Below are 23,365 nucleotides of genomic sequence, written 5' to 3'. Positions count from 1 at the left end.
TAAGACTTCTACTTAAGAGTAGACTCTCCTTTCTCAAAAAAATAGTTTCTTACATCAGAGATAAAATATAAAGATCCACAAATTAATAGTGTATGTGCTTCATCCATCAAAGCATGAATTGCTTCTTTATAATCTTTGATGATTCTCACATCATGATCTTTGCTAATCGTTTCTGCACTTGCTGCTCGTACAAATGGAAATTCACATACCGTTACATCCTCTGTTAAGCTTAGAAGTGCATCTAACATCTTATCATAAGGTTTATCTACTAATGCACTAAACAATATTCTTATATTATCATAGTTTTGACATGAGTCAACAAGCGCCTTTATGCCTTCTTCATTGTGAGCGCCATCAATAATTACCAATGGATGTTTTTGAATAACTTCAAAACGTCCTTTCCATTTTGCATCATAAATACCCTTTAAAATATCCTCATCACTTATATCAACCAAATCATGGTTTCTTAAATAAAGCATCGTTTCTATCGCTAATGCTGTGTTCAAAGCTTGATACTTTGCCAATGTATTTTGTTTTACATGAAACCCCTTATAGTCAAAAGCTAATTCTTTATCTACTATAATATTTTCTATTTCACCACATTCCAACATCTTCACATTCATTTCTTTGCATTTATTTTTAAAAATAGTAAGACATTCTTCTCTTTTTTCACTTGTTACCAAGGCTCTATTTTTTTTAATAATTCCTGCTTTTGCAGTAGCAATGGAAGCATATGTATTACCTAAAAACTCCATGTGATCCAATCCTATATTCGTAATAACACTTACCATAGGATCAACAATATTGGTTGCGTCTTGATCTCCACCAAGTCCTACTTCAAAAATGGCAATATCAACTTGATGATCAAGAAAATATTTCACTGCTATAAACATATCAATCTCAAACATACTCAAATCAAATTTTAACCATTCTTCATAATATACATTAGCATATTGAGTAATTACTTCATCTTCAATGAAAACATCGTTGATACGAATACGATCATGATGTCTTTCCAAATAGGGAGAAGTAAATGTTCCTACTTTATACCCTGCTTTTTGTAAAATACTTCTCATTACATTGGTAGTACTACCTTTTCCATTTGTACCACCAACATGAATACATTTCAGTTTCCACTGTGGATTGTCTAGCGAATCCATAAAAGCTTTAAAGCTTTTCAAATCAATTCCATTGCGCTTTTTCACTTCTATCGCTTCAATCACTTCATATGAATTTTTAAAAACCACTATACAATTCTCCAATCTATTTCATTTCTTCCGTTTGCTTTCAAAAAAGTATTTGCTTTAGAAAATGGTTTACTACCAAAGAAACCTCGATAAGCACTCAACGGCGATGGATGTACACTCTTCAACAATAAATGCTTAGGATTATCTATTAACCTTGCTTTTTCTTGTGCTGGCTTACCCCACAAAATAAACACCAATGGTTTATCATAGTCATTTAATTCACGCATAATTCGATCCGTGAAAATTTCCCAACCTTTTCCTTTATGACAATTAGCATTACTATCTTCAACACTTAATACCGTATTCATTAATAACACACCTTGTTTTGTCCAGCTTGTTAAATCTCCATGATTAGGTAAATCAACCCCCAAATCATCTTGTAATTCTTTGTAGATGTTCACTAAGCTTGGTGGTACTTTAACACCTTTTGGTACCGAAAAAGATAAGCCCATAGCTTGCCCTTTTTGATGATATGGATCCTGCCCCAAGATAACCACTTTCACATCATTCATATCACACTCTTTTAAACAGGCAAATAGCTTTTCTTTTGGTGGATATACCGTAGAATTAATATAGCGACTATTTATATATTTTGCCAATTTTTTAAAATATTCTTTTTCTTTTTCTTCTTGGACAATTGCCTCGATATCCATGTACATCACCTCATCGTTGCAATTATATCATATTTATTTATTTTAAACGCACAATATTCTATAATAGTAGTAAGGGGCAACGTATGAAATATATTAAAAAAGCAATTAAAAATTTAGAAAAAAAGAAAGTGAATTGTAAACTGGATAAAAATTATATCCTTCCTTATAATTTTAACTTTTTCAATTATGAGGATTACAAGGAATTTAAACATAACCAAATGAATGTAAATCCTTATGCTTTTTATGCAGAAGGATTAAAAGCAATTATAAAAAATAAACCAAATAAAGACTATCTACAGTCTTTATCACAATTGAAACAAATAAAAAGTAAAAATGGGGATTGGATTAAGCAAGCTTTTGTTTATTCATCTATGATTCGCAGTAGCAGTAGTTATGACCATGATCAAGATGGACAAATAAAACTTTGTAATGATGACGGATTTAAAGAAAGTGGAACCTTTTTAAAGCAGATTTTCATTCTTTCCTATCTAAAAGATATGGGGATTGATACGATTTATCTACTGCCATTTTTTGAAAACAGTAAAGAATTCAAAAAAGGTGAATTCGGATCTTGTTATGCGATTCGAAACATTTTTACTCTTGATGATACATTGTATGATCCACTATTAGATGAATTGACATTATTAGAACAAGCAAAAGCATTCTTTGAAGCTTGCCATATTCTTGATATGCGAGTAATCATTGATATCATCCCAAGAACTGCTGCTATTGATTCAACGTTAATAAAAGAAAATCCTGATTGGTTTTATTGGATTGATGCTGCATTCAAAGATGATTACAAGTTACCTTACTATAAACATATCAAGCAACTAGTACCACCAAACAAAAAAAATATGGAACTTGTATATCAAGATCCTAGTACCAAAAAATTCTTAAGTCACTTCTGTTATGATCCCAAAACGAGTGATTCTGAAAAATATACAAATTTAGTAAAACAATGCGAAGCAACGAATGAAAACTTATTAGAAGCTATTGAAAAAGAATTTGGAGTTATTGTCGCTCCTGCATTTTCAGATTGGATCAATGATCCACAACCCGTTTGGAGTGATGTAACATACACTAGAATGTATTTAGATAACAATGAATTAGCCATGTGTCATATTGAAGAAGGACATCCTCCATATTTGTTTTTTGACAGTGCTAAATCAAGTATGCATCCCTGCCTAAAAATAAATACTGAGTTATGGAATAAACTAACAAACATTGTTCCTTTCTATCAAAAAGAATTGGGACTTGATGGTGTAAGAATTGACATGGGGCATGCCCTACCGCTTGCTTTAGTCGATGGAATTATTAAAGAAGCCAAAAAAATAGATTCTGATATTTGTTTTATCGCAGAGGAGTTAGACATTTCAAATGCGAAAACTTTGAAGAAGCAAGGATATAATATGATTTTAGGCAATGGTTTCAGTGAAGAAAGCCGTATTCAACAAGGAAAACTACAAGCCTTTTATCGTCGTGTTCCTAATCTTGCTTGTCCTGTATTTGCATTAAGCGAATCTCATGACACTTCTCGAGTAAGTGCAAAAACAGGAAAAAAAGAATTAAATATCATGCTCAGCGCACTAAACCTTTTCTTACCTAACGGCGTTGCTTTTATAAACTCTGGACAAGAACTCTTTGAAGTACAACCGATGAATCTTGGACTAGATTGCGAAGAAAGCGAACGCTACAATCTCCCTAAGGATGACCCTCGCTATAATAAGCTTGCTCTTTTTGATCCATTCTATTTTACTTATAATGATTATGATCCAAGACTAATTAATATGTTGAAAATATTAAAAGATATACGTAAGGAATATCTTGTTGCGATTTCCACAAGAAATAGACATATTGCGGCCAGTTTTCAAAGTGACGATATTTATGCTCTTGGTTCTTATTTAATCAATAAAGATAAAACTCTATTAATCGTTGCAAATACAGATTTAAATAACGAACATGAATATACTAGTAACCTTGAGGTATTAACAAATAAAACCAAACAACAAATAAAAAGTATCAAAGAAATATATTCTACAGCTGATAATCCAATACCTCCTGTACAAAATCAAAATACTTTATTTTTACCTTTCAAAAAAGGTGAAGTAAAACTAATAGAAATAAAATAGAGATGGGTTTCCCCATCTCTACTTTATTATTCTCCCTAATATACTGTCTTCATTATATAGCATTGGATATTCTGGAAATATATTAATCATTCGATAAATATAAGTAATGATTAACAAGCCTACAAAGATTATGGTAAATATCTTCACTATCTTTACTTGAAATGTATGATATTTCAAATATACAATTCCAATACCCATAAAATATAAAATGCAAACCAATACCATTGGATGAAAATAAATCGCTGTAGCAAAGTCTAAGCGTAGCACATAATACAATGCCGTACTCATTCCACAGCCTGGACATGGTATTCCAAATATTGTTTCTAATGGACAATACACATCCACTACAAATATCAACAATGCAATAGCCAAACATCCAAATATAATATTTTTAAGCTGAATAAATTTCATCGCTTAAGTTATTAATCGATGATTGCATAATTGCCAACGGTACAAGTTGCATAGTGAAAATTGCAAAAATAACATTGATAACACTATTATCACTTGTACGCATATTATAATCTTGCTCAAGATAGAAAATATCACGGCTTGTTACATATACCCAATAGTACCCATAAATACCACAAGTTACGATTGTCAATAACACTACACTACTACCTGTACGATAGCTATTATCGCGTTTAATATCTGCAACATTGTTAGTAATTTGACTCATCCAGTATAGATTATAAATTCCACATGTAACGATTCCTAAAATAACGCTCGTTACAATACTTTTCTTTTGAATCATTCAGTCTCCTCCTTTTTAACCTTTAAAATTATAACATCTAATGGAAAAATATCAAATTTTTTCACTATTCTGCCATTTATTTTCCCATTATAGAAAATAATTTCCCACTCTTCATCTAAAACTTTTGTGTATTTTTCACGCGTTGGATTAAAAACTACCTGCAATTTATAGTCTTTACCTTCTAAAATATAAAATAATACTCTTTCACTGATATGTTCATAATATATATTATGATAAATCTTATCAACATCATTCATTCGAAATAACATATGTTGTTTACGTATCGCTATTAAGTCTTTTGTATAATTGACAACATCAATATATTTATCTTTACGATTATAATCAATGTGATTGATATCATCTCCTAAATTATATGTATTATTATGTCCATATTTTGTACGCAAAAATTCCTGCCCACTTTGTAGAAATGGAATTCCTTGTGCTAGCAATACGAATGCTAATAGCATTTTATGACGTTTTACCTTATCTTCCTCTGTTTCATCCATCGCAGCATCGATTTGATCCCAACTTGTCATATTATCATGGCATTCTACATAATTAATAACATTCATTGGGGTTGTAAACACTTTACGATATCCAAAATCACCGACACTTGCACTCAATACATTCATAGCTTGATAAATCATCCCCGTATTTCCCAATGCATATCCATATTCCAAATATTTATCAATCTGCTTCCCTTTTATAACATCTCTAAAAACATCTGAGAAGTGTGCCACTTGTGGCATTTCCCAATTGTTATCAATTGTTGCTCTTTCCTTTTCTGGTAAAGTTGAAGGCATATTCCACCCTTCTCCATATATCATGAAATCTAACTTTCTAAGCTTTGCTTCTGCAACAATCTTATTCATTGTTTCAATATCCAAGATCCCCATTAAATCAAATCGTAATCCATCAATATTAAAGGTGTCTATTAAGTACATGCAAGAATCAACAATTAACTTGCGACACATCAATCGTTTAGAATCAATATCATTTCCACACATTGTTGCATTAGAAAATGTGTGATCAGAATGTAGTTGAAAATAGTAGAAAGGGACTAACTGTTGTAAACAAGATGTTTCAAGTTCAAACACATGATTATAAACAACATCTAAATTTACTCTTATCCCTACTTCGTGACACTTATTTACTAGGTTTTGCAAATCTAAGATTCCTTGTATAGGTTCCAACAGATTACTACTATAAGAATTTTCTAAGGCCATCCACTGATTTACATCGTATCCCCAATTATACATAAGTGATGGATTACTTTCATTTACTCCACTAAAATCAAAGGTTGGAAGCAATTGTATATGCGTAATTCCTAAGTTCTTAACATATGAAAAGCCTGTTCCTTCATTATTCTCTTCTGTAAAACTTTTAAATGTTTTTCCCAATGTAAAATCACGAACACTCGCTTCATATATAATGGCATCACAATAAGTTTTTAAAGTCGGAAGATCGTAGTCTCTCCTTATGTTTGGTACATCTATAACTACGCTATGTTTCGAATTAATGTCCACTGCTTTAGCATAAGGGTCAAGTGCTCTATGAATTTCTCCATTTACACTTACCAAATATAGATACTTTTTATTTTTTAAATCTTGTTTAACACAAATCGTATAAACACCATTCTCACTACGCTCCATAGGAAATATTTGAACGCCGTGATCATATACTTCTAAGTACATATCATATGCGGTTGGTGCCCATACTTTAAAAACACTCTGCTCTCCCATGTATGTACATCCTAAATCACTACCTTTATAATAAAACATTTGATCAAAGCGCTCACTTTTTACAATATCAGCAAATATTAATGATGTTTTTCTTCCATGCTCATTTATAATTTCGTATTGTTTCCCAAATTGTATATCACCATTAAAGAAACACTCAAAACAACAATATTCATTCTGTTCATATGTTTTTAAAACATGAATAGAATACATTTTATTATCACAATCTTCCATATAAAAGAAAGCTTTATCTTCTGCATACGTATCCTTCTTACGATAAATGCGTATAAGGTTAAAATCATCTAAATAAGCCTCAAATATTCTTGTTCTTCTCATACTATCACCTTCATTTCATTTATTGTATCATATCCCCACAAAAAAAGGCTGAGTGCCCCTCAACCTTTTCAAACATAATATTATCTTTTCCAACGTAAATATCTTGTAACGGATACAAAACTTCCAATCAATCCAACAATCATACCAACCGCAAGCAAAAATAAACTAACTAAATAAATAAACGGCATCGGTGCATACATTTTAAAGAGGATTGTAAAGAATTGTCCATTCATGGAGTCATATAAGAAACCATAACCAAAAATTGATACAAGGATTGGTATAATTGCACCTATAGCGCCTATAATAACCCCTTCAATCAAAAATGGCATCTTAATAAATAAATTACTAGCACCAACATTTCGCATGATTGCAATTTCTTCTTTACGATTTTGGATATTAATTTTAATTGTATTTGAAATTAAGAAAATCGCTAATAAACACAATGCTCCTATAAATATTCCACCACCTAATCTAGCTGAATTAAATGCTGAAACCATCTGTGCTACGCTCTCTCCACCAAAAAAAACTTTATCAATACCGTCTATCTGAGATACTCTAGTTTCAATTTGATTTAAATAGTCTCCACTCGTTGGTTCTACATAGAAAACAGCACTAAGTGGGTTATCATCTCTGAAGTCCACATACCCTTCTCCCCCTTGAGGATTATCAATAAGTTTCTCAAGTTGTTCTTCCTTATCTGAATAAATTACACTTGTGACATGGGGAAGATTTTCAATTTCTTTTTGAAGCTCTTTGATTTTATCTCCTTCAACAGAAAGATCAATTTGAGCAACTACTCTCACACTATCTTCAACATTTTGTGTGAAACCTCCAATATTAAATCCGACAATCACAAAAATAGCAATTAGAATTGATGTTACAGTTACAGCAAATACACTAGATAATGTTTCGGCAAAATTTCTTCTTACACTGTTCCATGCTCTTTTGAAGTGCATTGGTAAAGTTTTAAAAAACTCAATCATGCTGAATATAGCCACCCTTCATCATATCTGCAACAATATATCCTTCATCTAAAGCTATTGTTCTTTTCTTGAAATTATCAACTAGATTTTGATCATGAGTAACCATTACAATCGTAGTTTTTTCTTCTGTGTTAATTTTTTCTAAAAGTCGCATAATATCATTTGATTTTTCTGGATCTAGGTTTCCTGTTGGTTCATCTGCAATCAAAACTTTCGGTTTGTTTGCAATTGCTCTACCAATTGTAGCCCTTTGTTGTTGACCACCACTAAGTTCTCGTGGAAAACAACGAGCCTTTTCTTCTAATGAAACCAATTCTAGCACTTCTCTTACACGTCTTCTAATCTTTACCTTATTTTCACCAATTGCCTCTAAAGCGAATGCAATATTTTCAAAAATCGTCAGATTTGGTAACAACCGATAATCTTGAAATACAACTCCAATATTCCGACGATAATACGGTACTTTCTTAAATTTTAATTTTCCTACATCAATACCTGCCACTTCAACTGTCCCAGCATCAGGGATTTCTTCTCCATCTAACAATTTAATAAATGTTGATTTCCCAGATCCTGTCGGACCTATTATATAAACAAACTCTCCTTCATCAATATGAAGAGTCATATTTTTTATTGCATGTACACCATTATCATAAATTTTTGATACACCAACCAAATTAATCATTGATATCACTCCCAACTTAAGTAATTATAACAAACTTTATATAAAACCACAACGAGATGAATCGATAATTCACAGCATTTTCACAAATAAAAAGTCTATCCAGATAGTACTCTATCTTATAGACTTTATGCTTTAAATATTTCCTTTTTTCAAAGTCTTATAAACCTTATATAATATAGGTTTTGTTACCATTATAAAATCACCAATCAATTCTTCTACTTGGCCATCAAACCCACGTTTGAATTTATAAACACCAAAGTCTGGTGACGTCTCATCAAATTCACCACTGATTCCATAAAAATTATATGTTTTATAGCCTTCTTTCAATGCTCTTTGAATGATTTCCCACTGCAATGCATAAGAGGCATAAAAACCTTTAAATTCATCATAAGAACCACTTGTAAGATAGGTTACTTCATCTCCATAAAACATAAACATACTTGCAGCCATTGGAATTATACTTCCATGTTTTTCCTGTAACTCCAATGCTTCCTTGCGTCTTTTTTCTGCCACTTGTATTGCTTCATCAATCACTTTTTTACGTTTGATAAACTTCTTATTATTTGGCGTTTTCTCCAATTCTTGTTCAACATGTTCTTTATCCTTTAAAGATTTATCATATTCTATATTAATACTCGATAAATATTTATCCACATCCAAATATGCCAATAACACTTTTAGATGTTCACCATATGCTTTATATTGCTTTTGATAGAACGTTACATCGCGATTAGCGAAGTGTCTACGTTCTCCAGTATGTTTCATAATTTCATAGAAAATATTCATCTCATCATATGCTATTTCTCTTACTTGCATACTATACTTTAAAGTCTTATTAATACTCCAACGTGTTTGTTGATGCAAATTTTTCCATATCTCTTCTTCTGTTTTCCCATTTAAAGATAAAGCAAACATCCATCTAATATATTGCATATTCTTTCCATAACCGCGAGTAAATCCGGTATGTTGGAATCCTACCTTTTCTAAAGTATCAATTACTGATTGGTTGTAAAAACCTCCAGCAACTGGATTACCATCGATATCGCGTTGTTGATATAGCACATATGGATCCACAACAATATACATAGCACCTTGTTTTTTCCCATAATGCTCAAGTTCTTTTGCGAAAAAAGAGAGTTGCTCCATCTGTTCATAATTAACTAGCATTCCTCTAGGAGAATAATAATAAAAAAACTTTTTCATTGCTGGCATTTTAACTAATGCTGTAGCGCACACAACCTTGTCATCTATCTTCAAACCTACATATGTTACCTTTAAATTGATAGCTTCTTCTAAATCCATAGATTCTGTACTATTTAGAAAGTTTGAATATGGATGACGCAACTGAAATTCTCGATACTCTGTTTTTGATAGTTCACTAAATCTCATAGCTTCCTCCATTATCCAATTCATCAAATGTAAAACCTTCACCTTGAACTTCATTTACATCATATACAATTACAAATGCACTTGGATCAATTGCTTGTACGATTCTATTCAAAATTGGAAATTGCTTCCTAAAAATAACGACCATAATAACAGGACGCTCTTGTCTTGTATAAACACCTTTTGCATCAATCAAGGTAGCACCACGATCAAGATTCTTAGAAATTTCATCTAGAATTTCTTCATATTTCTCAGAAATAATCATGATTGATTGTGCTTCTCGTAAGCCAATCATCATTGCCTTATTTACCATATAAGATGAAACCCATACTGAAATAATCCCAATCAGAGCAGGCTCAATACCATGGATTGCCATCCCTAACAATACCGTAAGCCCATCTACAATCAAAACCAATGTATGCACAGGAATATGTGTATATTTATGAATAATCAATGGCGGAATATCCATTCCACCTGTTGATGCTCCTGTTCGAAAAACAAGACCTAAACCAAAACCGATAAAAATCCCACCATAGATAGAAGCTAAAAGTGGATCATCAGTGATATAAACTTTTTCTGCCATTTCCCCAAAAAGGGAAACAAAAGTAGGATACAAAACACTCGACAATGCTGTTTTAATCATAAAACCTTTTCCTAGGAAAATTGCCCCTATGATAAACAAACAAATTGTCAAAATATAAATCATTGTATTTGGATGGAGATGAACAATGGGTTCAATTGCAATTGCAATCCCTGCAACACCACCAGATAAAATTGCATTTGGTACTAAAAAGAAAGCTACACCAATAGCTAATATAATATTACCTAAAACTACAATACCTAAGTCTTTTACTAAATCCTTCTTTATCATAAACCACCTACTTCACTAACGATTTTAAATAAGCAAAAATAAAATCATCTAGTTTTCCATCCATTACACCTTGTACATCTGTTGTTTCATAGTTTGTACGATTATCTTTTACCAATTTATATGGTTGAAAAACATAAGAACGAATTTGTGAACCCCATTCAATCAATTTCTGATCTCCTTTTATTTCAGCGACCTTCTTCATCTGTTCTTCTACTTGTAATTGATACAATTTACTTTTTAAAAGTAACATTGCTTGTTCTTTATTATCGTGTTGACTACGACCACTTTGACATTTTACACTAATCCCTGTTGGAATATGCGTAATCCGCACAGCAGAATCCGTTTTATTGACATGTTGCCCTCCAGCTCCACTAGAACGCATTGTATCAATCTCTAAATCTTTATCTTCTAAGTCAATTTCCACATCATCATTAAATTCAGGAATTACATCCACAGAGGCAAATGATGTATGTCTTCTGCCACCTGAATCAAAAGGTGATATTCTCACCAAACGATGGACACCCTTTTCACCTTTTAAATACCCGTATGCCATTTCACCTTCCACTAACACAGTAACCGATTTTATTCCAGCTACTTCTCCTGGAAGATAATCTAATACAGTAACTTTAAAACCTTTATTTTCTGCATATTTTGTATACATTCGATAAAGCATTTCACACCAATCACATGACTCCGTTCCACCAGCTCCTGGGTGAAGTTCTAAAACACAATTAGATTGGTCATATTCATTAGAAAGAAGGACTTTTATTTCAAAATCCTCCATTTCTTTTTCAAATTGTTTAAAATCTTCTTCTAAGATTATCTGCATTTCATCATCTGCATCTACTTTCAACATTTCATAAACATCTTCTAACTCCTGAAAAGATGTTTTTAAATGTTCATAGCTTTGTACATAATCTTTTAAAATCTTCAGTTCACGAACCACATTCTGTGCTTTTTTATAATTATCCCAGAATCCTTCTGCTAACTGTTCTTTTTCAAGTATCTCAATTCTTTGACTTTTCGCAGCTAAGTCAAAGTGAATCACCAAGCTGTTTTAGCTTCTCACGATATGTTTGTAAATGAGCTTTTATCTCATACAACTCCATATTAGGCCTCTTTTCTTTCGATTTTTATCTTAATCGCAAAAAATACGATTTCTCTAGCTATGTTTTGTGTCATATCATCAAACATTTCAAATCCTTCTTCTACATACTGTTGTAAAGGATTTCCTTGTGCATAGCTACGTAAATGAATACCATCACGCAATTTACTCATTGTATCAATATGTTCAATCCAGTTGCGGTCAATGGTACGAAGTACTACATTACGTTCAAACTTCGCATATTGATCCATAATCCCATCCAATTTAGAATCATAGAAATTCCATGCATAATCGAAAGCTGCTTCTTTCACTTCATCTACTGATTTTCCATCAAACAAGCCTGTGTTGACACTACCTTCTTCAAATCCAAGAACATCAAACCCTTTTACCAATGAAACTGCGTCAACATCACCATTGTTATCAATGTTTGCATTTACTACATTTTCTGTAACTTTTGTAAACATATCTTTCACGATATCATGCACATTTTCATTTTCAAGAATATGATTTCTTAAATCATAAATAATTTCACGTTGTTGACGTAATACATCATCATATTCAAGCAATTGTTTACGAATATCAAAGTTTTGTCCCTCTACTCGTTTTTGAGCATTTCCGATTGCTTTAGTAACCATTTTTGATTCAATTGCTTCGCCTTCAAGTGACGCAAATGCACTATCCAGTAAGCCTTCTTTACCAAAACGAACCATTAAACTATCTTTTAATGATACATAGAATCTAGAAAACCCTGGGTCTCCTTGACGCCCTGAACGTCCACGCAACTGATTATCAATACGTCTTGACTCATGACGTTCACTACCTAATACAGCCAAACCACCAAGTACTCTTGATTCATCTGACAATTTAATATCGGTCCCACGACCAGCCATGTTCGTTGCAATTGTAACAGCACCTACTTGCCCAGCCTTTTTAATAATATCTGCTTCTCGTTCATGATTTTTCGCATTTAACACTTCATGTTTAATACGTTCTTTTTTCATCATTTTCGAAAGCAATTCTGATACTTCAACCGAAATTGTACCAACAAGTACTGGTTGTCCTTTTTCATGTAACATTTTAACTTCTTCAATAAGTGCTAAATATTTGTATTCTGGGGATGAAAATATTGCATCAGGATAATCGGTTCTAACAACTGGACGATTGGTAGGAATTTCTACAACATACATATTATAAATTGATAAGAATTCCTCTTCCTCTGTTTTCGCTGTTCCTGTCATACCTGCCAATTTGTCATAAAGACGGAAGAAATTTTGGTATGTAATTGTAGCTAATGTAGCTGTTTCTTCCTTGATTTCAACGCCTTCTTTGGCTTCAATCGCTTGATGCAACCCATCTGAATATGCACGTCCTTTCATCAAACGTCCCGTAAATTGGTCAACGATAACAATCTCACCTTCACTTACCACATATTCAACATCTTTTTGCATAATGTAATTTGCTCGCAATGCCATTGTAATATGATGCACCAATTGTGTATGTTCTACATCATATAAATTTTTTACTTTATAAGAACGTTCTGCTCTTGCAACTCCGCTCTCATTTAAACTAACTTGACGCGTTTTCACATCTACTTCATAATCACTAGGTTTTAATGATTTCGCAAAACGATCTGCTGTCTGATATAAGTTTGCAGTCTTTTTAGCTCCACCTGAAATAATAAGTGGTGTTCTTGATTCATCGACCAAAATAGAATCGACCTCATCGACAAGTGCTGTTTTCAATCCACGCATAACACGATCTTTCTTATCTGTAACCATGTTATCACGAAGATAATCAAACCCCAATTCTGAGTTTGTTGTATACATGATATCACAATTATATGCTTCTCTTTTTTCAGAAGCTGTCAATGCTCTCATGTTAACACCCACACTTAATCCTAAAAATTGATAAATTTGTCCCATCCACTCCGCATCACGTGATGCCAAGTATTCATTTACTGTAACTACATGGACTCCTTCACCAGCTAATGCATTAAGATACACAGCCATTGTAGATGTAAGGGTTTTACCTTCACCTGTTTTCATTTCGGCAATATCTCCACCATGCATTACTGCTGCCCCCATAATTTGCACAGGGTAAGGATACTCACCAATTACTCTGCGTGCTGCTTCACGTGAAGTAGCAAAAGCTTCTACCATCAAATCATCAAGCGTCTCACCAGCTTGATAACGATCCTTAAATTCCGTTGTTTTATCTTTTAAAGCCTCATCGCTCAAACTCTCCATTTGAGTAGCTAATGATTCTACCTCAGATGCAACTTTTTCAAGCTTTGATAAACGCTTTGTTTCTCCATTAAATAGCTTATTTAATATACCCATTATCGTACCTCCAGGTAATATAATATACCATACAACATTATAACGCATTTGTTTGAGAAAAACAAAAAAATAAGAGTAAGATTTTTTCTTACTCTTATTTGTGAATTAAGCGGCTGGTTTGATATCTTGCGCTTGTAATCCACGGTCAGTTTCAATTACTTCAAATTCAACCTCAGTATCTGCTTCGATTGTTTTGAATCCTTCCATCATTAACTGAGAATAGTGGAAGAAAACGTCACTACCATCTTCAATAGTGATGAAACCATAACCCTTTTCAGGGTTAAACATTTTCACTTTTCCTTGCATTAAACTATAAACCTATGACCTTTCTATGCAATAACTATACTACATAAACATATTTTACTATTATTTCTTAGAAAAGGCAACTTTTTGCCGACTTAATATACGTTTTAAAGCTTTTTGTTCCATCCTATTCCTTGTCTATTTAATAAGTTGTAGTATAATACTTTTGTAGAAGGTGACTATTATGAATAACACAATAAGCGAAGAAACCATTTTCTCATTTGGAGAATCTGTTCTATATGACGGGCTCGTTGGTTCCATCATTACAATTACAATTTTAACACTCATCCTCTATGCTATATATAAAGTATTAGAGAGATTTATGAAAAGCAAAACCATTGAAAACCGACAAAGTATACTAAATATTATTCGTGGTTTGATGATTATCGTTTTGGTATTATCACTTTTATCACGATTTAAAATGTTTGAAGGAATCGCTACTGCATTAATTGCCAGTTCTGGAATTATCGCTTTAATTGTTGGAGTAGCAGCACAAGATACGATTGGTAACTTAGTAAGTGGAATCATGGTTGTAATATCAAAACCATTTATTGTTGGCGACCTAATCAAAATCAATGGAGAGCAACTCATTGGTTTTGTGGAAGAAATTACACTGAGACATACAATTATTCGCACTTACGAAAGCAACCGAATTATTGTCCCTAACAACGAAATAAGCAAAGCAACCATTGAAAATGCCAATTTAGTTGATTCGACCAAAGGTAATTACTTTTCAATTCCTGTCGCTTATTCATCCGACATTGATTTAGCAGTAAAAATTATTGAGGAAGAATGCGAGAAACATCCAGATTTTATCGATGTACGAACTCCTCAAGAGAAACAACAAAATGTAAAACCTGTTGTTGTTCGTTGCATTGATTTTGGACAAATTGGAATGATGCTAAGATGTACAATTAATTCAGCCAATAGTTTCAAAGGATTTGAAATGCTATCTGACTTGCGTTTTACTATAAAAAAACGTTTTGATAAAGAAGGAATTGAGATTCCTCACAATCAAACATTTATAAAAAAATAAAACATGGAAGTAAAAACGTAAAAACTCCATGTTTTTTATTGCAAAGTAGTTAGTTTTTTATTAATTCCAATGGTAAGCAATGCAACTTCAAACTCGTGATTTTTTACAAGTTCATACATCCGTTTTAATGTAGCCCCACTCGTACACATATCATCAACTAATAATATTTTTTTTGTTGGAAGCATATGCTTATTACGAACAATGATATCTTTAACCTGATATCGTTTTTGATAAGGTTGTGATGATTGCTTATATTCTTTTGTTTTTTCAAACAAGTATTGCTTTTCAACTTTAAGATCAGCAAATAACAGTGGTAAACTAGAAAAGCCTCTTTCCTCTTCTTTCCCTTTACTGGATGGTGCAAAAACAAAAACATAATCCTCATACATCTTTTTCAAGCGTTTAAGGTGAGGAAACAAAAATATTTTTGCTAACACTACATCATGATTTTCTTTATAATTAAACATACTATTTTCAAAAAAATCATTATAAAAATAAAGTGCGTATACTTCAATTTCTCCTATTTTAACTATTTGATTACAAAGTTCAAATTGTTTTCTACATGTTCCACAAATGCAGTCTTGCTTCATAACATACTCATATAGTGTCAAACCGTTTTGAATATCTCCAAAGCAAAGTAAACATTTATCCTTCATGCTGATTCATCTCTCTAATTGTTTTCACACATGCACGAATTGCCTTTGTGCGCTTTGTTGACAAAATATATGCATATCCAGTCGGTGCTTCTATCTTACGTCCTACACGCCCTACCATTTGAATCAAACTCGATTCCTGATACACAATATGTTCCCCATGTAAGATTAAAACATTTACCCCGCTAATTGTAATTCCCCTTTCTAAAATTGTGGTAGCAATCAAAAGATTATACCTACCATCTTTAAAATCTAACATCGTTTTCTCGTTATTCAACGTTTTTGAGGTAATATAATTACATTTTACAGCATGTTTAAAAAGCATATATAACCCCTTAGCCAATCGTATCGTAGGAACAAATACAATCCATTTTTGTTTTCTAAATTTCCATAAAACCAAAAACATACTAAAATACTGAAATGTAGTTGGTCTTACTTTTACCTTTGGCTCAACTAATGGATATCCATGTGGTCTTTTAAACAACGTAAATTGAAGAATCTCTTTTTGTTGCACTTGCTGCTTCAATTTTTGATCCGGTGTTGCTGTAAGCAATAACATCTCTCCTCTACACGCTTGCTCAGCAATTCTTTCCAACAAAGGATTGCCAGCATATGGAAAAGCATCTATCTCATCTAAAATCAACAAATCAAATACTTTTGGATAACGATATAATTGATGCATTGTACAGACGATAATATCACCATCAATTTCACTTGTATATCCTGCACAAACCTGCGTTACTTTTATATTAGGAAAAGCCTGACGAAAGCGCTCAGCAATTTCCAATACAACCTGTCGTCTTGCAATTGCATAACCAACTTTCTTCCCTTCACATAAATATGTTTCAATACTTTCCATTGTGATTTCTGTTTTCCCTGCACCACACGCTGCATAAATTAATATCTTCTGTTGTTCTTTTCGGTTTTTTCTAATTAAATGTACAATTTTTTCTTGTTCTGTTGTCAGATCATATGCGAGTGTATACTGTACGTTTAATGATTTCTGTGAAAGTTTTTGTGCTTTCACCTCTTCGCCTATATTCATTTTCCCAAATTGAATACATCGTCGACAATATGTCTGTTGTTTAAAGGTATAAAAATATTGTTTATCTCTTGCGCCACATCTTTTACACTCCAAAACCATCACCATTCTTATATTCAACTTTTCAATATCATTTCCTAACAACTCTTGTATAAGAAAAAGATTTACTATTCTTTCACAAAGCGGTACAATATAAACAAAAAAATGGAGGCGAAATTATGAACGATATGGAATTATTAAGTTTTTTAGAAACCAATGCTAGATATGAGACAAAAGATTTGGCTGTAATTTTACAAACTGATGAAAAAGAAGTTTTGGATAAACTCGCCGCCTTTGAGAAAGATAAAATAATTTGTGGCTATCACACTATTATCAATTGGGATAAAACACATAATGAAAAAGTAACTTCTATCATTTATGTGGATGCTATCCCACAAAGAGATAGTGGATATGATGCAATTGCTAGAAAGATATACAATTACCCAGAAGTGGAATCCATGTATCTGACAAGTGGTAAAAGTGATTTTATCCTTACTGTACATGGAAAAACAATGAAAGAAATTGCAAATTTTATTGCCACTAAACTTGCATGTATTGATGGTGTTACATCCACTTCAACCCTCTTTGTTTTACAAACGTACAAATATAATGGAGTCATTATGTGTGAAGAAGAAAAACCAAATGAAAGGTTATTGATTACACCATAATGGACAATTCAAAAAAATTAAGTACGTTAGTAAATACAATTAAACCAAGTGGGATACGAAAATTTTTTGATGTTGCCAAGCAAGTAGAGGGGGCAATATCACTAGGTGTTGGAGAACCTGACTTTGATACTCCATGGCATATCCGTGAAGCTGCCATTTATGCAATTGAAACAGGCAAGACTACTTACACAGAAAATGCTGGTCTTTTGGAACTAAGAGAAGAAATCTGTAAATATCAAGAACGTCGTTTTGGACTAACCTATGACCCACAAAATGAAGCTCTGGTCACCGTTGGTGGAAGTGAAGCTATTGATACTTGTTTTCGAGCAATCTTAAATCCAGGTGATGAGGTAATTGTTCCAATGCCAAGTTATGTAGCTTATGAACCCGCTGTCATTTTAGCTGGCGGTGTATGTAAACATTTGGAATTGACAAGTGAACATGAATTTAAGATTACAAAAGAAATGCTATTATCTTGTATCAGTGATAAAACCAAAGCAATTCTATTAAATTATCCTTCTAACCCTACTGGTGGAACAATGAGCAAGCAAGACTATGCAGAACTGGTTCCTATCATCAAAGAACATGAATTGATTGTTATCAGTGATGAAATTTATGCTGATTTAATATATGAGGGAAAACATACTTCCTTAGCATGTTTTGATGAAATCAAGGAACAAGTTATTATTATTAGTGGTTGTAGTAAAGCCTTTGCAATGACGGGATGGCGTTTAGGTTATATACTAGGTAACAAAACCTTTATCCAAGCCATCACTAAAATTCATCAATATACAATTATGTGTGCTCCAATTATGTCACAATATGCAGCAATTGAAGGATTTAAAAGTGGTGAAAATAACGTAGAAGAAATGCGAATAGCTTATAAAGGCCGTAGAAATTTTATTGTTGAAGGATTTAATAAATTAGGATTAAATACACACATGCCTAAAGGTGCTTTCTATATTTTCCCTGATATTCGTTCCACAGGACTTACTTCTGAGCAGTTTTGTGAGGAACTATTAAAAGATCAGAAAGTTGCTTGTGTGCCAGGAACTGCATTCGGTGAAGCTGGTGAAGGATTCATTCGGGTTTCCTATGCTTACAGTATCGATGAAATCAAAATTGCATTGGACCGCATTGAAAATTTTTTAAACAAACGAAAATAAGCTACATAAAGAATACATCATTTAAAATAACCCCGTTAATTGGTAAAACCAATAACGGGGTTTTCATATGAAAACAATAAAAAAGCCAACACTATGTGTTGACTTATAAATTATTGTACTCGAATAAATACTGGTCCTGATCCAACGTAAGCTGAGTATACAACGGTTTGGTTTCCAAGCCATCCACCATGAACTGCTTGTCCTCCACCAATATATACTGCCACATGAGCCATTCCTGTTCCACCATCTGCATAGTAGATGATATCTCCAGGTTGTGCTTCAGCTGCCGATACAACTGTACCCAATGATAAGTAACTTACTGGCCAGCCATGGTGATAAATTCCTACAGCTGCTAATGAATTTGTTACTAACATTGTACAATCTTGGTAAACACCTAACTGTGCCATAGCAGCATCTGCAATTGCGTTACCATATGTACTTGCTGGTGCTTCTTCTTTTACTTCTTCTTCAGTATCGCTATCAGAAGATTCTACACTTTCATCTTCATCTTCGTCTTTTGTTTCTTTAACAATAACTTTTAATTTTGCTTCTCCAACGTTTCCATTTGAGTCCTTTGCTTTATATACTAATGTATATTCACCTGGTTCCCATCTGTCTTCGTCTTTGATTTCTACTTCTCCATCGATTGTGTAGTTTGCAATTTCTCCATCATAGTTATCTACAATTGAACTTACAAACTTCTTTGGATTAAAGTTATCTACATCTTCAATTTTTACTTCATTTGTTTTCAACATCACTGCTGGTGCTTGTGTATCTACATATTGTACATCTAACTTATATGTATATACTGCTCCATCTACTTTTTCACTAGCTACTTCAGGATCTGTAACTTCTACTTTCCCGAATTCATCAGCTTCATATGTTTCTTTTGTTTGAGCCTTGATGGTAATTTCATCTTTTTTCAATTCTCTTGTAGGTTCTTGGTCAACTTCTACAATATAGTTACCAATTTCATAACCTAAGCTACCATCATTTAATGTAACAGCTTTTGCTTCATTCACATTTCCTGTGTCATCTGCCAAGATGTCTTTCACAACATCTACAATTGCACTGTCATCACCATAGTTGATATTAATTACTTCCTCATTGTAAGTTTCCACTTCTTGTGGTTCTAATACAGCAGCACTTACTTTTGAACGATTCATACCCGTTACAGTGAATGTCAATGCAAATACAACTACTGCTACACCACTTGTCATTACAAAGTGACGGAAGTCGAAATGTATCTTCCCAAATCTTTCTTCCACACGACTTACAATATTTCTTGCTCCAGTTTCCATTACAGTTGCAAAGTTTTTTGCAGCTCTAATAACTACTGGTTCAAGTTCTTTATAAGCTACAGCCGCTTTTACTCGACAAGCATTTGCTATACTTATGAAGATTGGTTCTGCAACTTTATAGCCAACCATTGCTTTAATTAAACATGCTTTTGAAATTTTTATTAAAACTTCAGTTCCCTTTGTTAACTTAATACTTAGATATTTCATAATATCATTGATTTTATTTATCCCTTTGTTTTTAAAATCATTGACTAGATCTATGAATTTTTTCTCAGAATCCATTTTCTCACTCCTTTGATTTTACATTTGCAATATTTATTTTAGCATATTAGACTTTATGCCTCAACCTTATCCCAAAGTTTCACATATTTACTTCAATTTTCTTTGAACGTCAAAATAAAACACACATTATGCACTGTGTGTTTTATACTTATCTACAAAGTTCTGAATAACCACTTCCACATCTACAGGACAAGTTGTTTGGCCCAAGGCAAAAGTTTTTTTATTTTCTCCGTGGTATTCACTTCCTGCTGTAATATCCAAATGATATTTCTTCGCCAACTCTAATAGTTGCTTTTCATCCGCTAATGTATGACGTGGATTAAATACTTCAATCCCACTTAATCCATCCCTGTTTTCTTTTATAACTTCTTCAATCAATCCTATGTCTTTATGGAAAGAATACATCGGATGTGCCAATACACATACTCCACCAGCTGCCTTTATCGCAGCAATCATATCTTTCAATGTTGGATGTACGATTGGAACATAGGCTGGCTTTCCTTCGGCAAAGAAATCTTGAACAAAATGTTTAATCGGTTGATCTCGTTTATTTCCTTTTAAATACGGTTGTAATATTTTCTCATTTCTATTTTCTACATTCGTTAATACGTAGCGTGCTATAAGTGCTGGAGAAATTACTTGGAAACGGCTATGCTTAACTAAATTATCACTATTAATCATAATTCCTGTAAATTCTTCAAACAATTGAATACGACGCATTGAAACTGCTTTCTCTTTAGCTAGATTCTCATATTCAATTGTTGCAAAACGTTGATCATTAGAATTTATATAGTATCCCAACAAACGAACATGTTTACCATTATAGTTACAATCTATATTAATTCCAGGAACATAGTTTATGTTATAGAGTGGTGCAGCTCGTTTGGCAATCAAATTTGCTTTCACACTATTGTGATCACATATTGATACCGTCTGTAATCCTGCCTTTTGTGCCTTTTGAAATAAATCTTCAACTCCATACTCTCCATCATGGGAGAAAGAAGAAACAATATGTAAATCAATTTTATTCTCCGTTTTAGGAACTTCAATCGTTTGTTCTTTTACTTTTTCTTCAACTGGTTTACGCCCTTTTTCACTCAAAACCACTACTTTGGTTTTCAATAATATATCAATAATACTTCGATGTTTTCTATCGATTAATACAACAAGTCCATTTAAGCATAAGAACCCTAACACTCCTAATACACCAAAGAAAATATACAACAAAATAAGTGGAATTTCTTTTCCCACTGCTTCACGAATAATTATAGTATTACGATCCAATTCTCCGTTATCTTCATCTACAACCTTCATTCGCAATGCCAATTTCCCAAAAGACTGACCTCTAAAAAGCACTGATAAATAAGTATTTCCTATAACCACAAAAAGCAAGATTAAAATACCTATTACAAACGTCGATGCATAAAAAAGTTCAATTTTAATCAATCCACTAGCAGCTAATAAAAATAAAATTAGCCAAAGCCACATTGGCAACAACATTAGAATGATATCTCCACATTGTCCCAAAAACCGTAAAATCAATGTTTTAAAATCGAAATCTTTCACTAAGTAACGTCCATAACGATTATATTCTAAAGATCTGTTTTTTAACTTCCCACGAAACCTTTTTTTCTTTTGCTCTAAATTATCGGCCATAGAAACCTCCTAACGCTTTACATATTGAAGTCTATGTATGTGTATCATTATAATACATAATAGGTAATAAATCATATATGATATTGAAAAAATAAACAACCCTTTTAGAAAAATATCATTTGTCTTAATAAACTGAATACTTAAGAAAACACTTATTCCCACAGCAAAGAAAGGAAACAGTGCATAGTACTTTAACGACATACTTGATAATTCATATTCACTTTTGCAGTGTGGGCAAGTAATATGCGAAAATCCACGAATCCCTTTACTTGGCACAGGTTGTTTGCAAGACTCACAAATAAATAGTTTTTTCAATTATGGTACACTCCATTCTTAACCTATTATAGCATGTATAAAACCAGTGTAAAACCTGATTAATAAAAAGCCGTTCTTCAAAGAACGACTCTTATATTATATTTAAATTCATTTTAAAACAAATACGCTTAATTCAACTAAGGAATACCTAAAGTATTAAAAAACGTTACAAACAGGTAATAAATTGAGCTTCTTTAAGGTTTGTCTTGAAATGTTAAAATGTAAGACTTTGAACTTCCTCAGTATAAGTGGAAGTTTTTCGTTATCATCCATATCTAAAAATCTACGAATAAATACAAATAAACTCATATAACGATTCATATATTTTGTTGCCACACCTCGAAATACTGCTAATTGTGTTTTTATAAGTGAATGAACACTGTTCAATGTATTTAAATGTTCAACTTGGTTATATGCTGTATATGTCTTTAGTTGAACTAACCTACATTTATGCTTTTCTACTAATTGATCATAGCAGAATGCTCCATCTGTATATACAATTGATTTTTCTACTAGCATTCCATTGAAGTTTTCTAGTATACTATTAGTAGTTGGTTTACCAAATCCAACTACTTTATATATCTCATGGCCATTTCTATCTGTTGTGGTGACGATACATACTTGTTCATGAGATAATCCTCTAAATCTTGAAGGCCCGCCACGTTTGCGAGCCTTTCTTTTTA

At 32.6% G+C, this 23,365-nt stretch carries 21 protein-coding genes; 4 read left to right on the top strand and 17 right to left on the bottom strand.

From position 1 onward, the window contains the following. Positions 1 to 8 precede the first annotated feature (8 nt). On the bottom strand, positions 9 to 1,247 hold the full coding sequence (locus tag M2475_RS05100; protein WP_277490038.1) for a folylpolyglutamate synthase/dihydrofolate synthase family protein: 1,239 nt from the start codon (positions 1,245 to 1,247) through the stop codon (positions 9 to 11). Beyond that, a complete protein-coding gene (locus M2475_RS05095) occupies positions 1,247 to 1,900 on the bottom strand; it encodes a uracil-DNA glycosylase (protein ID WP_277490037.1) in 654 nt (217 codons plus the stop codon). The genes M2475_RS05100 and M2475_RS05095 overlap by 1 nt, the downstream gene beginning before the upstream one ends. 83 nt (positions 1,901 to 1,983) lie before the next feature. Here M2475_RS05095 and M2475_RS05090 point away from each other — a divergent pair, with 83 nt between their 5' ends. After that, positions 1,984 to 4,029, top strand: coding sequence for an alpha-amylase family glycosyl hydrolase (locus M2475_RS05090; RefSeq protein WP_277490036.1), 2,046 nt, complete (start codon positions 1,984 to 1,986; stop codon positions 4,027 to 4,029). An 18-nt stretch (positions 4,030 to 4,047) separates the two neighbouring features. On the opposite strand, the gene M2475_RS05085 is transcribed toward M2475_RS05090, so the two are convergent. From M2475_RS05085 to M2475_RS05040, 10 genes are all read right to left on the bottom strand, one after another. Continuing rightward, the gene (locus M2475_RS05085; RefSeq protein WP_277490034.1) at positions 4,048 to 4,389 is read right to left on the bottom strand and encodes a DUF2752 domain-containing protein; all 342 of its coding nucleotides are present in this window, start codon (positions 4,387 to 4,389) and stop codon (positions 4,048 to 4,050) included. Positions 4,390 to 4,420: 31 nt separating this feature from the next. Next, positions 4,421 to 4,780, bottom strand: a complete 360-nt coding sequence (locus M2475_RS05080) for a DUF4234 domain-containing protein (RefSeq protein ID WP_277490033.1) — start codon at positions 4,778 to 4,780, stop codon at positions 4,421 to 4,423. Continuing rightward, on the bottom strand, positions 4,777 to 6,855 hold the full coding sequence (gene pulA, locus M2475_RS05075) for a type I pullulanase (protein WP_277490032.1): 2,079 nt from the start codon (positions 6,853 to 6,855) through the stop codon (positions 4,777 to 4,779). The genes M2475_RS05080 and pulA overlap by 4 nt, the downstream gene beginning before the upstream one ends. An 80-nt stretch (positions 6,856 to 6,935) precedes the next feature. Then, positions 6,936 to 7,838, bottom strand: a complete 903-nt coding sequence (gene ftsX, locus M2475_RS05070; RefSeq protein WP_277490030.1) for a permease-like cell division protein FtsX — start codon at positions 7,836 to 7,838, stop codon at positions 6,936 to 6,938. Next, positions 7,831 to 8,520, bottom strand: a complete 690-nt coding sequence (gene ftsE / locus M2475_RS05065; protein WP_277490029.1) for a cell division ATP-binding protein FtsE — start codon at positions 8,518 to 8,520, stop codon at positions 7,831 to 7,833. The genes ftsX and ftsE overlap by 8 nt, the downstream gene beginning before the upstream one ends. Before the next feature lie 132 nt (positions 8,521 to 8,652). Further along, a complete protein-coding gene (locus M2475_RS05060) occupies positions 8,653 to 9,909 on the bottom strand; it encodes an aminoacyltransferase (protein WP_277490028.1) in 1,257 nt (418 codons plus the stop codon). Beyond that, positions 9,899 to 10,777 carry a YitT family protein gene (locus M2475_RS05055; RefSeq protein ID WP_277490027.1) on the bottom strand — a complete coding sequence of 293 codons (879 nt, stop codon included), beginning with the start codon at positions 10,775 to 10,777 and terminating at the stop codon, positions 9,899 to 9,901. The genes M2475_RS05060 and M2475_RS05055 overlap by 11 nt, the downstream gene beginning before the upstream one ends. 7 nt (positions 10,778 to 10,784) lie before the next feature. Next, positions 10,785 to 11,886 (bottom strand): peptide chain release factor 2 gene (prfB, locus tag M2475_RS05050; RefSeq protein ID WP_277490025.1). Its coding sequence is split into 2 segments (ribosomal slippage): positions 10,785 to 11,816 and positions 11,818 to 11,886, totalling 1,101 coding nucleotides; the frame shifts between segments, so codons are not numbered across the junction. Position 11,887: 1 nt separating this feature from the next. Next, a complete protein-coding gene (secA, locus tag M2475_RS05045; RefSeq protein ID WP_277490069.1) occupies positions 11,888 to 14,224 on the bottom strand; it encodes a preprotein translocase subunit SecA in 2,337 nt (778 codons plus the stop codon). Between the two features lie 102 nt (positions 14,225 to 14,326). Beyond that, positions 14,327 to 14,527 (bottom strand): cold shock domain-containing protein, encoded by a 201-nt coding sequence (locus M2475_RS05040; RefSeq protein ID WP_277490024.1) that lies wholly within the window; start codon positions 14,525 to 14,527, stop codon positions 14,327 to 14,329. Between the two features lie 181 nt (positions 14,528 to 14,708). On the opposite strand from M2475_RS05040, the gene M2475_RS05035 reads away from it, so the two are divergent. Continuing rightward, on the top strand, positions 14,709 to 15,560 hold the full coding sequence (locus M2475_RS05035) for a mechanosensitive ion channel domain-containing protein (RefSeq protein ID WP_277490023.1): 852 nt from the start codon (positions 14,709 to 14,711) through the stop codon (positions 15,558 to 15,560). A 35-nt stretch (positions 15,561 to 15,595) separates the two neighbouring features. Here M2475_RS05035 and M2475_RS05030 read toward each other — a convergent pair whose 3' ends face one another. Both M2475_RS05030 and M2475_RS05025 read right to left on the bottom strand, forming a co-directional pair. Beyond that, entirely contained in the window at positions 15,596 to 16,216 is a 621-nt protein-coding gene (locus tag M2475_RS05030) for a phosphoribosyltransferase (RefSeq protein ID WP_277490022.1), read from the bottom strand. Beyond that, positions 16,206 to 17,357, bottom strand: a complete 1,152-nt coding sequence (locus tag M2475_RS05025; protein ID WP_277490068.1) for a helicase-related protein — start codon at positions 17,355 to 17,357, stop codon at positions 16,206 to 16,208. Before M2475_RS05025 ends, M2475_RS05030 begins: the two co-directional genes overlap by 11 nt. 116 nt (positions 17,358 to 17,473) lie before the next feature. On the opposite strand from M2475_RS05025, the gene M2475_RS05020 reads away from it, so the two are divergent. Together M2475_RS05020 and M2475_RS05015 are read left to right on the top strand one after the other, a co-directional pair. Continuing rightward, positions 17,474 to 17,962: an Lrp/AsnC family transcriptional regulator gene (locus M2475_RS05020; protein WP_277490021.1), complete on the top strand. Its 489-nt coding sequence runs from the start codon at positions 17,474 to 17,476 to the stop codon at positions 17,960 to 17,962. Continuing rightward, on the top strand, positions 17,962 to 19,128 hold the full coding sequence (locus tag M2475_RS05015) for an aminotransferase class I/II-fold pyridoxal phosphate-dependent enzyme (protein ID WP_277490019.1): 1,167 nt from the start codon (positions 17,962 to 17,964) through the stop codon (positions 19,126 to 19,128). The genes M2475_RS05020 and M2475_RS05015 overlap by 1 nt, the downstream gene beginning before the upstream one ends. Before the next feature lie 110 nt (positions 19,129 to 19,238). On the opposite strand, the gene M2475_RS05010 is transcribed toward M2475_RS05015, so the two are convergent. The 3 genes from M2475_RS05010 to M2475_RS05000 form a co-directional block, all read right to left on the bottom strand. Further along, on the bottom strand, positions 19,239 to 20,711 hold the full coding sequence (locus M2475_RS05010) for an NlpC/P60 family protein (RefSeq protein ID WP_277490018.1): 1,473 nt from the start codon (positions 20,709 to 20,711) through the stop codon (positions 19,239 to 19,241). Positions 20,712 to 20,837: 126 nt separating this feature from the next. Next, complete coding sequence (locus M2475_RS05005; protein WP_277490017.1) at positions 20,838 to 22,367, bottom strand: RDD family protein; 1,530 nt, start codon at positions 22,365 to 22,367, stop codon at positions 20,838 to 20,840. Between the two features lie 471 nt (positions 22,368 to 22,838). After that, positions 22,839 to 23,365 (bottom strand): IS1595 family transposase (locus tag M2475_RS05000; protein WP_277490015.1); only part of this gene is annotated, 527 nt, incomplete at its 5' end.

This window comes from Breznakia sp. PF5-3, assembly GCF_029504745.1.
Lineage (GTDB): Bacteria > Bacillota_I > Bacilli_A > Erysipelotrichales > Erysipelotrichaceae > Breznakia.
Note: the sequence above shows the minus strand (reverse complement) of the source record. Positions and strands in the feature narration are given on the sequence as shown.